This window comes from Giesbergeria giesbergeri (genome assembly GCF_054779375.1).
Window position 1 is genome coordinate 474449 of record NZ_BAAGYJ010000001.1, and the last position, 14314, is coordinate 488762.

A 14314-nucleotide genomic window follows, 5' to 3' on the forward strand; every position below is an offset into this window, starting at 1 on the left:
CCCTGCGAAAACAATGAGGAATGCGCCCATGACCACGGCTGCCGAAATCCAGCATCTGCAACAACACGGTTTGTATTCATCGGCCCAAGAGCACGATGCTTGCGGACTGGGCTTTGTCGCCCACATCAAAGGCGTGAAGCGGCACGACATCGTGACCCAAGCCCTGAAGATTCTGGAAAATATCGACCACCGAGGTGCTGTAGGTGCAGACCCGCTGATGGGCGATGGCGCAGGTATCCTGATCCAAATCCCTGACCAGCTCTACCGCGAAGAAATGGCCAAGCAAGGTGTCAATCTGCCCCCCGCTGGCGAATATGGCGTGGGCATGATCTTCCTGCCCAAAGAGCACGCCAGCCGTTTGGCCTGCGAGCAAGAGATGGAGCGTGCCATCAAGGCCGAAGGCCAAGTGCTGCTGGGCTGGCGCGATGTGCCCGTCAATCTGGACATGCCCATGTCCCCCACCGTGCGCGAAAAAGAGCCCCTGCTGCGCCAAGTCTTTATTGGTCGGGGCAATGACGTCATCGTGCAAGACGCTTTGGAGCGCAAGCTGTACGTTATCCGCAAAACGGCCAGCGCCGCCATTCAGGCACTGCAATTGCAACACAGCAAGGAATACTACGTTCCTAGCATGAGCAGCCGCACTGTGGTCTACAAAGGCCTGCTGCTGGCCGACCAAGTGGGCGTGTATTACAAAGACTTGGCTGACGAGCGTTGCGTCTCGGCCATTGGTCTGGTGCACCAACGCTTCTCTACCAACACCTTCCCCGAGTGGCCGCTGGCCCACCCCTACCGTTATGTCGCCCACAACGGTGAAATCAACACCGTGCGTGGCAACTACAACTGGATGCTGGCCCGTGAAGGCGTGATGGCCTCGCCCGTGCTGGCCGAAGACCTGAAAAAGCTCTATCCCATCAGCTTTGCCGGTCAGTCCGACACCGCCACCTTTGACAACTGCCTCGAACTGCTGACGATGGCGGGCTACCCCATCAGCCAAGCGGTGATGATGATGATTCCCGAGCCTTGGGAACAGCACGAGTCGATGGACGAGCGCCGCCGCGCCTTCTATGAATACCACGCCGCCATGATGGAGCCTTGGGATGGCCCTGCCTCCATCGTCTTTACCGATGGCCGCCAAATTGGTGCCACGCTAGACCGCAATGGCCTGCGCCCTTCGCGCTTCTGCATCACCGATGACGATTTGGTCATTCTGGGTTCTGAGGCCGGTGTGCTACCCGTGCCCGATGGCAAAATCGTGCGCAAGTGGCGCCTCCAACCGGGCAAAATGCTGCTGATTGATCTGGAGCAAGGCCGCCTGATTGAAGACGACGAGCTCAAAGCCAACATCGTCAACACCAAGCCCTACAAGCAATGGATTGAAAACCTGCGCATCAAACTCGATGCCTTGCAGGCTCCCGCAGACGTGCAGCTTGCCGCCTCTGACTTGGCACTGTTAGAGCGCCAACAAGCCTTCGGCTTTACCCAAGAAGACATCAAATTCTTGCTGGCCCCCATGGCACAAAACGGCGAAGAAGCCACAGGCTCTATGGGCAACGATAGCCCGCTGGCCGTGCTGTCGGACAAAAACAAGCCGCTGTACAACTACTTCCGCCAGATGTTTGCGCAAGTGACCAACCCGCCAATCGACCCGATTCGCGAGGCCATCGTCATGTCGCTCAACAGCTTTATCGGCCCCAAGCCTAACCTGCTGGACATCAACCAAGTCAACCCCCCCATGCGCTTGGAAGTGAGCCAACCGGTGCTGGACTTTGCGGGCATGGCCAAGCTGCGCGACATTGAAAAATACACGCACGGCAAGTTCAAGAGCGCCACCATTGACATCACCTACCCACTGGCTTGGGGCAAGCAAGGCGTAGAAGCCAAGCTGGCCTCGCTGTGCGCGCAAGCCGTAGACGAAATCAAGGGTGGGGCCAACATCCTCATCATCAGTGACCGCAACCTGTCGGCCACCCAAGTGGCTATCCCAGCACTGTTGGCACTGTCTGCCATCCACCAGCATCTGGTGCATGAAGGCCTGCGCACCAGCACAGGTCTGGTCGTAGAAACCGGCACCGCCCGTGAAGTCCACCACTTTGCCGTGCTGGCGGGCTATGGGGCCGAAGCCGTCCATCCCTATCTGGCGATGGAAACCCTGGCCGAAATGCACAAAGAACTGGGTGGTGATCTGTCGGCAGACAAGGCCATCTACAACTACGTCAAAGCGATTGGCAAGGGCCTGTCCAAGATCATGTCCAAAATGGGCGTGAGCACCTACATGTCTTATTGTGGTGCGCAATTGTTTGAGGCCGTGGGCGTCAACAGCGACACCGTAGACAAATACTTCACCGGCACAGCCAGCCGTGTTGAAGGTATCGGTGTGTTTGAAATTGCGGAAGAAGCTATCCGCACCCACCGTGCGGCCTTTGGTGACGACCCCGTGCTGGCTAACATGCTGGATGCGGGTGGCGAGTACGCTTGGCGTGCCCGTGGCGAAGAACACATGTGGACGCCCGATGCGATTGCCAAATTGCAACACTCCACCCGTTCGGGCAACTTCAGTACCTACAAAGAATACGCACAAATCATCAACGACCAAACCAAGCGCCACATGACGCTGCGCGGTCTGTTTGAGTTCAAGTGCGATCCTGCCAAGGCCATCCCGGTCGAGGAAGTAGAACCCGCCACAGAAATCGTCAAGCGTTTCGCCACAGGGGCGATGTCGTTGGGTTCGATTTCTACCGAAGCCCATGCCACCTTGGCGGTGGCCATGAACCGCATTGGTGCCAAGAGCAACACCGGCGAAGGTGGCGAAGACCCCAAGCGTTATCGCAACGAGCTCAAAGGCATCCCGATTCAGCAGGGTGAAACCTTGGCCTCCATCATTGGTGCCGACAAGGTAGAGTCCGATATCGAACTCCAAGCCGGTGACAGCCTGCGCTCGCGCATCAAGCAGGTGGCTTCTGGGCGCTTTGGTGTCACAGCAGAGTACCTGTCCTCGTCCGACCAAGTGCAAATCAAGATGGCCCAAGGAGCCAAGCCCGGCGAAGGCGGCCAATTGCCCGGTGGCAAGGTGTCTGACTACATCGGCTTCCTGCGCCACTCGGTGCCCGGCGTTGGTTTGATCTCGCCACCACCACACCACGACATCTACTCGATTGAAGATTTGGCCCAGCTCATCCACGACTTGAAAAACGTGGCTCCGCACGCTGACATCTCGGTCAAGTTGGTATCTGAAGTGGGCGTAGGCACAGTGGCTGCGGGTGTCGCCAAGTGCAAGAGCGACCATGTGGTCATTGCCGGCCACGATGGTGGCACCGGTGCATCGCCTTGGTCGTCTATCAAGCACGCCGGTGGCCCGTGGGAAATTGGTCTGGCTGAAACCCAACAAACCTTGGTGCTCAACCGCCTGCGTAGCCGCATCCGCGTGCAAGCCGACGGCCAAATGAAGACAGGCCGTGATGTGGTGATTGGTGCTCTGTTGGGTGCCGATGAATTTGGCTTTGCCACCGCACCGCTGGTGGTGGAAGGCTGCATCATGATGCGCAAATGCCACCTCAACACCTGTCCGGTGGGCGTGGCCACGCAAGACCCCGTGCTGCGCAAAAAGTTTACCGGCAAGCCCGAGCACGTCGTCAACTACTTCTTCTTCATTGCAGAAGAAGTGCGCCAACTCATGGCACAACTGGGTATCCGCAAGTTTGACGACCTGATTGGCCGTGTCGATCTGCTAGACACCCGCAAAGGTATTGAGCACTGGAAAGCCCAAGGTTTGGACTTTTCGCGCCTGTTTGCCGAGCCTTCGGTGCCCGCTGATGTGCCGCGCTACCACACCACCAAGCAAGACCATTTGCTCGAAAAAGCACTGGACGTCAAGCTGATTGAACGCTGCAAGCCTGCCATCGAGCATGGCGAGCCGGTTCGTATCATGGAAGTGGCACGCAACGTCAATCGCTCTGTGGGCGCCATGCTCTCGGGTGCCGTGACCAAGGCCCACCCCGAAGGTCTGCCCGATGACACCATCCGCATTCACTTTGAAGGCACAGGCGGCCAATCGTTTGGCGCTTTCCTGTGCCAAGGCATCACGCTGAATCTGACCGGCGAAGCCAACGACTACACCGGCAAGGGCTTGTCGGGTGGCCGTGTGGTGGTACGCCCCAGCCACGAATTCCGTGGCGAATCGGTGCGCAACACCATCGTCGGCAATACGGTAATGTTTGGTGCCACTACTGGCGAAGCTTTCTTCAGCGGCGTAGCTGGCGAGCGTTTTGCCGTGCGTCTGTCGGGTGCCTCGGCTGTAGTCGAGGGCGTGGGCGACCACGGCTGTGAATACATGACCGGCGGCACCGTGGTGGTGCTGGGCAAGACAGGCCGCAACTTTGCTGCCGGTATGAGCGGTGGCGTGGCCTATGTGTACGACGAAGACGGCCAATTTGCCCAACGCTGCAACAAGGCATCGGTCAAACTGGACAAAGTGCTGCCCCACGAGGAGTTTGTTGCCAGCGTCAGCCCTGGCATCTGGCATAAAGGCCAAAGCGACGACCAACTGCTGCGCAGCCTGGTAGAAGCCCACAGCCGCTGGACTGGCTCGCAACGCGCCCGCGATCTGCTCGATAACTGGGCGGCTGCCCGCGCCAAGTTTGTCAAAGTGTTCCCGACCGAGTACCAACGTGCTCTGGCCGAGATCTATGAACGTACCGCCAAGGAAACGCCAGCCGCCAGCGCGCCAGCAGCTCCCGCCGCCGCAGTGGTTGCCAAATAAGCGCCCTGCCTTTCACACGAACACAGATTTCAAGGACAGAACATCATGGGAAAGACCACCGGCTTTTTGGAATACGACCGCATCGAAGAAGGCTACCTGCCGGTACCAGAACGGCTGAAGAACTATAAGGAGTTCGTCATTGGCCTGGCCCCCGAGCAGGCCAAAGTGCAAGGTGCCCGTTGCATGGATTGCGGCACCCCGTTTTGCAACAACGGCTGCCCAGTCAACAACATCATTCCAGACTTCAATGATCTGGTGTACCAAGGCGACTGGAAAAACGCGATTGACGTGCTGCACAGCACCAACAACTTCCCTGAGTTCACGGGCCGCATCTGCCCTGCACCCTGTGAAGCCGCCTGCGTTGTCAACATCAATGGTGCTGCTATCGGCATCAAGAGCATTGAACACGCCATCATCGACAAAGCCTGGGAAAACGGTTGGGTGCAGCCGCAACCAGCCGCGCAAAAAACCGGCAAAAAGGTGGCGGTGGTGGGGGCAGGCCCAGCGGGCATGGCTGCCGCACAGCAACTGGCCCGCGTGGGCCACGATGTCACCTTGTTCGAAAAGAACGACCGCATCGGTGGACTGTTGCGCTATGGCATCCCCGACTTCAAGCTGGAAAAGTCGCACATTGACCGCCGTGCCAAGCAATTGGAAGCCGAAGGCGTGACCATCCGCACCAGTGTGCTGGTGGCCGACCCCAAAGAAGGCTTGGGCAAAGGCAGCAAAGTCACCAACTGGGCCAAAGAAACCATCAGCCCAGAACAACTGCAAGCCGAGTTTGATGCGGTGCTGCTGACGGGGGGCGCTGAACAATCGCGCGATTTGCCCGTGCCGGGCCGCGATTTGGACGGCATTCATTTTGCGATGGAGTTTTTGCCCCAGCAAAACAAAGTCAATGCCGGTGACAAGCTCAAAGGCCAACTGCGCGCCGATGGCAAGCATGTGATTGTGATTGGCGGTGGCGACACCGGCAGCGATTGCGTGGGCACTAGCAACCGCCACGGTGCAGCCAGTGTGACCCAGTTTGAAGTCATGCCCATGCCGCCCGAGCAAGAAAATAAGCCACTGGTCTGGCCCTACTGGCCGCTCAAGCTGCGTACCAGCTCCAGCCACGACGAAGGCTGCGTGCGCGAGTTTGCCATTTCTACCAAAGAGTTTTTGGGCGAAAAGGGCAAGGTCAAAGGCTTGACCACTGTGCAAGTTGAGATGAAAGATGGCAAGCTGGTTGAAATTGCCGGTACCGAGAAGCACTACCAAGCCGACTTGGTGTTGCTGGCAATGGGCTTTGTCAATCCCGTGGCGGCCGTGCTCGATGCCTTTGGCATTGACAAAGATGCCCGGGGCAATGCCCGCGCCAGCACCGAAGACAACGGCGGCTATGCCACCAATGTGTCCAGGGTGTTTGCCGCTGGCGACATCCGCCGGGGTCAATCCTTGGTGGTCTGGGCGATTCGTGAGGGCCGCCAAGCGGCGCGTGCAGTTGATAGCTTCTTGATGGGCCAATCAAGCCTGCCGCGTTAAGTAGCCCCCCTCTGCGGTAGCCGTCAGTGCTTGCCCAAGCAAGTGCTGGCGGCCTTTTTTTAGGCTGTGCCTTTTTGGCGCAGCCTACTGCTGATGACAACGGATAAAAGCAACGGCACCACTAGGGGCGTGGATCTAGCACGATTTTGGCCGAGCCGGTGGCGTTTTTCTTGTCGATGTAGCCAATAGCACCCGGTGTGGCCTGCACCGCTTTGCTGACATCATCTGCAGTAGCCAGCTCTTTTGGCGGAAAACCCATGCCCGTAAAGGCTTGACGTGCCCAATAAGAACGCATCTGGCCTGGACTACGCCCAGTGATTTTGCTATAAAAATCAGTGCGCAGCGGCGATCCTTCTTTGATATCGATAGGCTGTATGGGCTTGCCATCCGGCCAGGTTTGAATTTGCTTGAGGAATATCTGCGTCACTTGACTGGCATCTACTTTGTCAACTGCCACTGTGGGGTTGGCAATCACAACCAGTGAATTTTGGGCCAAGGCACCGGTAGCTATAAAGCATCCTAATAATGCGATGTAAAAGTTTTTCATTGCCCTGTCCTTAAAAAACAAAATCAAGCACGACAGAGACCAAATTCACCTTGTTTTTAATGGGCAGCGTATTGGTAGCAAAACCGGCAGAACGGTAAGGACTGGGGGTTTTAATTCGATCGTATTGCAGTTTCAGAGCCATATTCTTTTGTATATCCCAGCGGGCACCCACACTGGCCGATTGCATAGAAAAATCGGCAAACTGGGCCGCCTCAGACAGCAGCCCTTGCAACTGCGCCAAACCAGCATCCAGTTGTGGATGTAGCCCCGTTGGATTTAAGGCATTGGTATTAAAAATAGGATCAGAACGGCGTTGGCGTGCAAACTCAATATACGGTGTGACATTGCCAATGCTGTGTCCCACGGTGATAGAGTAGCTGTTGTACTTGCCAATCATGGCCGATTGAGAATCAAAGCCTACCCAGCCGCCCATCACAGACCAATTGTTAAAGTTGGCATTAAAACCAATACTGGTATAAATCGGTTGGTTGTCAAATGGGCTGGTGTAGCTGGCAATTTCGCTGGCTTTGCTTGCCAGTTGGGCCCGCAGTGGTGCAGGCAACGCTGGTGTTGTTGCTAACAAGGCCAGACCGCCAGCAGCTTGCGACAAATTGGCATTGAGCTGATCCACCTGTTGGGAGGATCGCACTGCATATTTACCTACCCACGTTCTGGAAGCACGCAAAGACAGGTTAGACAACATGTAGGTCAGAGAAATGCCACTGATATCATGGAGCTGGGTTTTACCTTTGATCAAAGGCCAATTCTGTTTGGCACTGCCTTCGCCCGCATATACATCTAGCAGCCACCCTGCATTGCCGGTGGTATGGTGCCATTGCACATCTATGCCATCGATGGCAGGTACATTGTTGCTGATCCAATACACAGGCAAGGGCTTGCGTGCTGTGAGGTTGGCATAACCGATTTCAGTGACATCGGCATCAAAAAACAATGCGCTACGAAAACGCCCCACACGCACCGACAAATCTTGGCCAAATTGTTGGCGCACATAACCCATGCGTATCTCGGGCTTCATGCCCTCTCCGGCACGGCCTGCCGCTTGCAGCACAAAAGAAGTGGCATCGCCCACTTGCCAGTTCAGCTGGGCACCCAAAACACTGTCAAGGTTTTCAGACAATCCACTGTTGGCAGGATATGCCTGCCCAAAAGAAGAAATAACCCCCACACTGTGGTTATTGTGGTGGGTGAGTCCCAGTGTGCCAAACCCTGAGAACTCCAGCTTTCGCTCTGTGGTGGACACATCTGCGGCAATACTGCCTTCTTCGGCGTGGGCCGACGCACAGGCCAATAATGCACACAGGAACCAACCCAAAGGATGGCCTACCTTGCGGGGATCTGAAAAGTAATTTTTCATCAAGATGCGCGTGGAACCCCAGCATGTATGCCGGAGAGGTAGAGCGCCGGATGCCAGACATCCGAGGCTGTGGGCCTTGCCTGTTCACGACTAGTATGGTTGGCCCGGTTGAGAAAATAGCCATCACCACTGCCATGTTGCATAACGCGGCAATGCTGGTGGCTAATGCCTTGCACCGCCACAGATTGTCCATCATGCTTGGCCCCAAAGGCACCACAGCACACACCATGTGTGGCCTGTGTTGCCACTTTGCCATGCCAAGCCCTGTCTTTCAGGCACAGATAATGCAAGGCAGGGAAGAGCCGTCAACTTCACGACAGGCCATAGTGTGATACTGGAACCGAGGTGATTTTGCTTGCCATTGTCCTGTCATTCAACTGACATCCAATGGCACCTCATGGCAGTGTCTCAAGTCAAAAAAAGGATGTTCCGATGAAAACCATGTTCAAGCATATGGCAGTTGGTATGACTGCACTCACTCTGGCCTTTGGTGCAGTGGCCTCTGAAAAAGGTACGGCCGAAGAGGCCATGGCAATGGTCAAAAAGGGAGTGGCCCTGATCAAGTCGGGCGGACAAGAAAAGGCTTTTGCCGAATTCAACAACCCCAAAGGCACCTTCGTACAAAAAGACCTGTATGTCATGTGCTACGACATGTCGGGCAACAACAAGTGCCACGGCTCCAACCCTAAGCTCATTGGCAAAAACCTGCTTGAAATCAAGGATGCAGACGGCAAGTTCATCGTCAAGGGCTTTATTGAAACTGCACAAAAAAGTGGCAAAGGCTGGGTAGACTACAAATGGCCCAATGCCCTGACCAAGGTGGTAGAGCCCAAATCCACCTATGTCGAGAAAATTGACGATGTGCTGATCGGGGTCGGCATCTACAAGTAAGTTGCCTCTCTCTCCTCCATGCCAGCACAGCATTGTGGTGGCATGGGTCAGCGTTATCGCTCCTTAGCCCAAACCCGCTGTGGTTGGATAGCGCCCCAACAGGGCGTGGATGAAAATATGAAGATCAATGACCTGCGTATTGGCACGCGCCTAAAAATCGGCTTTGGCATCATCCTCGCCCTGTTGATTGCCGTGGTGGCACTGGTCAATATCAGCAATGCCCGCAACCAAGCACAGTTGTTTCAAGGCTTAGAGCTGGCCAGTGCCAAGCTCAAATGGACGACCGCCATGAAGGCGGCGCAACTCGAAGGGGTCGTATCCATCCGCAGCATTGGCCTACACACCGAAGTGGTAGAAATGAACAAGGAGGAGGCGCGGCTCAAAGAACAATGGAAGCTGTTTGCCCAAGCCCGCGAGCAACTGATGGCCTTGGGGGCCAATGAAGAAGAAAAAGCCATCTTTGGCCGTATCACACAACTGGAAAAAGGCTTAGAGGCACCTACGGCGCAGGCAATTGGCCAAGCCTTGGCTTTTGATACCGAAGGCGTCGCCCGCATTATTGCCAAGCAAATCGACCCCATTTATCGCCAAGTGCTGGTAGAAATCAACCAACTGGTGCAATTGCAACAAACCGCCGAGCAGCAAATGCGCGCACAGGCAGAGGCCGCCAGTCGCCATTTGGGCCAGTTTCTGTATGCCGTCGCAGTGGTAGCCGTGCTTGTGGGCAGCGCACTGGCTTGGGGCACCACCCGCAGCATCACCCGCCCGCTGCACAAGGCAGTGGAGGTGGCACGGCATGTGTCTAGCGGTGACTTGACGATGGATATCGTTGTCGAGTCCAGCGATGAAACGGGCGAGCTGATGCAAGCCCTCAAAGACATGAATACCAGTTTGCTCCATACCGTGCAGCAAGTACGCACCAGTACCGACACCATCGCGACTGCCTCTAGCCAAATTGCCGCAGGCAATACTGAACTGTCGGTGCGCACCGAGCAGCAAGCAACCTCTTTGGAAGAAACAGCAACCTCGATGGAGACGCTCACAGGCACGGTCAAGCAAAATGCCGACAATGCCCGTCAGGCCAACCAGCTCGCACAATCCGCATCACAGGTAGCCACCCAAGGTGGAGAAGTGGTGGCACAGGTGGTCGATACCATGCGCTCCATCAACACCTCATCGAAAAAGATTGTGGACATCATCAGTGTGATTGATGGCATCGCATTCCAAACCAACATTCTGGCGCTCAATGCCGCCGTTGAGGCCGCCCGTGCTGGCGAACAAGGCCGAGGGTTTGCCGTGGTGGCATCTGAAGTGCGCAACTTGGCGGGGCGCAGTGCCGAGGCGGCCAAAGAGATCAAAACATTGATCAGCGATTCGGTCGATAAAGTCGAAACTGGCAGCCATCTGGTAGAGCAGGCGGGTCACACCATGGAGCAAATTGTGGCCAGTATCAGCCGTGTCACTGACATCATGGGCGAAATCACGGCGGCCAGCGCCGAACAAAGCGCAGGGATCGAACAGGTACATCTGGCGATTGAGCAGATGGAAGTCGCCACACAACAAAATGCAGCGATGGTAGAGCAGGCAGCCACTGCTGCCGATGCCCTGCACGGTCAGGCCGACAGCCTCACCCAAGTGGTCAGCGTTTTTCATCTGCACCAAGGCAAGGCACGGCTGTCAGCGCCTGTTTGAGCAGATGCCCTGCTCTGTGGCACGCATTCAACCGCGCTCAATGCGGTGCAGCCGGGCATCACCAGCCTGAAAGGCCCGCTGTAAAGTGCCAAACAATTGCTCTGCCTTATGCCGGTTGTCGCTGGAATAATTGCAAACATACACATCCAACGTCACATAGGCGGCCTCGGGCCAAGTGTGAATGCACAAATGGGACTCGGCCAGCACCACCACGCCAGTGACCCCCCCTTGCTCACCAAAATGGTGAAACAAGCACCCCACCGCTGTCAACCCTGCTGCTTCTACACTGGCTTGGCAAAATGCCTGCAAACCGGCCGCATCGTGCATCAGATGCTGGTCGCCTTGGCAACCATATAAATCGGCCGTCAGGTGCAGGCCACTGGCCTGACCGCCGACAGAGGATGCTGGAGACAAAGCTGGATGCGGGGCATGAACCATGAAAAAACCTCTTTCACCACCTGACAGAGGAACGGGCAAAGAATCTGATCATAGCCACCCCTCCAAGGCCAATAAACCTAATGCACCATAGGGCCAGTCCTTAACCCATATCATTGCAGGTTGCGTTTCGCCTTTTCATGCTCTCATCCCTTCCCCCCTCTTCTGCCGCTTTTGTCGAGCTGCGCGATGTCCATTTCAATTATGGCGATCGCCCCATTCTGCGCGGCTTGTCTTTGGCAGTGCCGCGCGGCAAAGTCACAACCATCATGGGTGCTTCGGGCGGTGGTAAAACCACTGTGCTACGCCTGATTGGCGGCCAACAAAAAGCCCAGCAAGGACAGGTGCTGTTTGATGGCCAAGAGGTAGGCCGCATGGACACCAATGCACTGTATGCAGCCCGTCGGCGCATGGGCATGTTGTTCCAGTTTGGTGCGTTGTTTACCGATATGACGGTGTTTGACAACGTGGCTTTTCCGTTGCGTGAGCACACCAACCTTCCGGCTGCCCTGATCCGTGACATTGTGCTCATGAAGCTACATGCAGTGGGCTTGCGTGGCGCACGCGACCTGATGCCAGCCCAAATCTCTGGGGGCATGGCCCGACGGGTGGCCTTGGCTCGCTCGATTGCCCTCGACCCAGAGCTGGTGATGTACGACGAACCCTTCGCCGGGTTAGACCCCATTTCTTTAGGGACGGCAGCACAGCTGATCCGCCAACTCAATGATGCCATGGGGTTAACCACCATCATCGTCTCGCACGATGTAGAAATCACCTTTCAGATTGCCGACCATGTGGTGATTCTTGGCCCTGGTACCGTTGCGGCCCAAGGCACCCCCAACGACGTACGCCACAGCACTGACCCACTGGTACACCAGTTTGTTCACGCCCTGCCCACTGGGCCCGTGCCATTCCACTACCCTGGCCCCCATGTGGCGCAGGATTTTGGCCCCATAGACAAAGGCCACCCATGAGCTGGTACCACCCTGCCACTGTAGGTTTGGCTGTGCGCCGCCAGCTCGCTGCCACAGGCCAAAGTGCCCGACTGCTGGGCCGCTTGCTGCAACTGCTGCCCGCCACATTGGCACGCCCTGGGCTGGTGCGTGACCAAGTGCATTTTTTGGGCAACTACTCGCTGGCCATCATTGCAGTGTCTGGTCTGTTTGTGGGTTTCGTCATGGCCTTGCAGGGCTACTACACCTTGCAGGACTTTGGCTCCACCGAGGCACTGGGCCAACTGGTGGCCCTGAGCCTGCTGCGCGAACTGGGGCCCGTCATCACCGCGTTGCTGTTTGCAGGGCGGGCAGGCACTTCCCTCACCGCAGAAATTGGCCTAATGCGGGCCGGTGAGCAACTCAGTGCCATGGAGATGATGGCCGTAGACCCCGTGCAACGCATTCTGGCACCGCGCTTCTGGGCGGGTGTCATAGCCATGCCCGTGCTCTCACTGGTGTTCAATGCCGTGGGCGTGATGGGTGGCTGGGCTGTGGCTGTACCCATGCTGGGCCTGGACGGTGGCGCCTTCTGGAGCCAAATGCAGGGCGGGGTGGATGTGTTCAGTGATCTGGGCAACAGTGTCATCAAAAGCGTGGCCTTTGGTTTTACCGTCACCTTTGTGGCACTGCTCCAAGGCTACACCGCCAACCCCACCCCCGAGGGGGTTTCACGGGCTACCACACGCACCGTAGTGATGGCCTCATTGGCGGTGCTGGGGCTGGATTTTGTGCTCACAGCCACCATGTTCAGTATCTGACGCCTGCCATGGCGTGCGTCACAAGAAAGAAGAATCAATGCAGCAATCCAAGAACGATGTCTGGGTGGGCCTGTTTGTCATGCTGGGGGCGCTGGCGCTGGTATTCCTGGCCTTGCAATCGGCCAACCTGCTCACGCTCAACTTTGAGTCGGGCTACCGTGTCACAGCACGTTTTGACAACATCGGCGGACTCAAGCCCCAGGCAGCGGTGCGCAGTGCTGGCGTGGTGGTGGGCCGGGTTGAATCCATCACGTTCAATGACAAAACCTTCCAAGCCCAAGTCACACTGATGTTGCAAAAGCGTTACGCTTTCCCCAAAGACAGTTCGCTGAAAATTCTCACAAGCGGTTTGCTGGGTGAGCAATATATTGGCATCGAGGCTGGGGCCGATGAAGCCTCTCTGGCCTCTGGTGATGTAGTAACGGCCACCCAATCGGCTGTGGTGCTGGAAAACCTGATCAGCCAGTTCCTGTTTAGCAAGGCCGCCGAGTCCGAGCCCGCCACCACAGACAACAAAAAATAATGACATCCACTCTCCCTCCTGCTACCGCCTGCCACAGTCAGGCTCCTTACCCCCTGGCCCGCCGTTGGATGGGTGCCTTGGCCGTCTCCACCTTGGTGCTGGCCGGTTGTGCCACCCACCCACAGGCCCATCCACAAGACCCCTTTGAGTCTTACAACCGCAGCATGAGCCAATTCAATGACGCATTGGATGAGGCCGTGCTCAAACCCGTCGCCACGGGTTACCAACAGGCGGTGCCTGCGCTGGCCCGCACAGGCGTCAGCAATTTTTTTGCCAATTTGGGCGATGCTTGGTCGTTTGTGAACAACACCCTGCAACTGCGTGGTGAGGGCGCCATGAGCAGTCTGTTCCGCTTTGGCATCAACACCTTCTTGGGCTTCGGGGGGGTGCTCGATATTGCCAGCGAGATGCGCTTGGAGCGACACAAGCAAGACTTTGGCATGACCTTAGGCCGTTGGGGCGTGCCCACTGGCCCTTATGTGGTTTTGCCCTTGTTAGGGCCATCCACTGTGCGCGACACCTTGGCCCTGCCCATAGACCGCCAAGGCAGCTTGCTCAATGGGGTAGACGACGTCGCCACCCGCAACAGCCTGTACGCGTTGCGTCTGGTCGATACCCGTGCCAATTTTTTGCGTGCTGGCGAGGTACTCGACAGCGCAGCCCTGGAAAAATACACCTTTACCCGCGATGTTTTTTTGCGGGTACGCAACCAACGTGCGGGCATCAACAACGGCCCAACCACAGGGGGTGCATCCGATGGCAGCCTACCTCCAGAGCCTGAACAATAAGGCCATCACACACTGGATGTTTTAAAGGAA

At 56.7% G+C, this 14314-nt stretch carries 11 protein-coding genes; 8 read left to right on the forward strand and 3 right to left on the reverse strand.

Annotated elements, in window-relative coordinates; all coding sequences use genetic code 11:
• Positions 1-28 precede the first annotated feature (28 nt).
• Positions 29-4756, forward strand: a complete 4728-nt coding sequence (locus ACYVB2_RS02140) for a glutamate synthase-related protein (RefSeq protein ID WP_382429486.1) — start codon at positions 29-31, stop codon at positions 4754-4756.
• 45 nt (positions 4757-4801) lie between these two features.
• Positions 4802-6280, forward strand: a complete 1479-nt coding sequence (locus ACYVB2_RS02145) for a glutamate synthase subunit beta (RefSeq protein WP_382429484.1) — start codon at positions 4802-4804, stop codon at positions 6278-6280.
• Positions 6281-6401: 121 nt separating this feature from the next.
• Here ACYVB2_RS02145 and ACYVB2_RS02150 read toward each other — a convergent pair whose 3' ends face one another.
• A complete protein-coding gene (locus ACYVB2_RS02150) occupies positions 6402-6827 on the reverse strand; it encodes a phosphate ABC transporter substrate-binding protein (protein WP_382429482.1) in 426 nt (141 codons plus the stop codon).
• A gap of 10 nt (positions 6828-6837) precedes the next feature.
• A complete protein-coding gene (locus tag ACYVB2_RS02155; protein WP_382429480.1) occupies positions 6838-8202 on the reverse strand; it encodes a hypothetical protein in 1365 nt (454 codons plus the stop codon).
• A 465-nt stretch (positions 8203-8667) separates the two neighbouring features.
• On the opposite strand from ACYVB2_RS02155, the gene ACYVB2_RS02160 reads away from it, so the two are divergent.
• A complete protein-coding gene (locus tag ACYVB2_RS02160) occupies positions 8668-9093 on the forward strand; it encodes a cache domain-containing protein (protein WP_382429478.1) in 426 nt (141 codons plus the stop codon).
• An 18-nt stretch (positions 9094-9111) separates the two neighbouring features.
• Positions 9112-10785 carry a methyl-accepting chemotaxis protein gene (locus ACYVB2_RS02165; protein WP_382429476.1) on the forward strand — a complete coding sequence of 558 codons (1674 nt, stop codon included), beginning with the start codon at positions 9112-9114 and terminating at the stop codon, positions 10783-10785.
• Between the two features lie 27 nt (positions 10786-10812).
• On the opposite strand, the gene speD is transcribed toward ACYVB2_RS02165, so the two are convergent.
• Positions 10813-11223: an adenosylmethionine decarboxylase gene (gene speD / locus ACYVB2_RS02170; protein ID WP_382429474.1), complete on the reverse strand. Its 411-nt coding sequence runs from the start codon at positions 11221-11223 to the stop codon at positions 10813-10815.
• Between the two features lie 137 nt (positions 11224-11360).
• On the opposite strand from speD, the gene ACYVB2_RS02175 reads away from it, so the two are divergent.
• From ACYVB2_RS02175 to ACYVB2_RS02190, 4 genes are read left to right on the forward strand one after another with little or no spacing between them, the layout of a single operon-like run.
• Positions 11361-12194: an ABC transporter ATP-binding protein gene (locus ACYVB2_RS02175; RefSeq protein ID WP_382429472.1), complete on the forward strand. Its 834-nt coding sequence runs from the start codon at positions 11361-11363 to the stop codon at positions 12192-12194.
• Positions 12191-12973, forward strand: coding sequence for a lipid asymmetry maintenance ABC transporter permease subunit MlaE (gene mlaE, locus ACYVB2_RS02180; protein WP_382429470.1), 783 nt, complete (start codon positions 12191-12193; stop codon positions 12971-12973). The genes ACYVB2_RS02175 and mlaE overlap by 4 nt, the downstream gene beginning before the upstream one ends.
• Positions 12974-13010: 37 nt before the next feature.
• Complete coding sequence (gene mlaD / locus ACYVB2_RS02185; protein ID WP_382429468.1) at positions 13011-13496, forward strand: outer membrane lipid asymmetry maintenance protein MlaD; 486 nt, start codon at positions 13011-13013, stop codon at positions 13494-13496.
• Positions 13496-14284 carry an MlaA family lipoprotein gene (locus ACYVB2_RS02190; RefSeq protein ID WP_382429466.1) on the forward strand — a complete coding sequence of 263 codons (789 nt, stop codon included), beginning with the start codon at positions 13496-13498 and terminating at the stop codon, positions 14282-14284. The genes mlaD and ACYVB2_RS02190 overlap by 1 nt, the downstream gene beginning before the upstream one ends.
• The last annotated feature ends 30 nt before the right edge of the window (positions 14285-14314 follow it).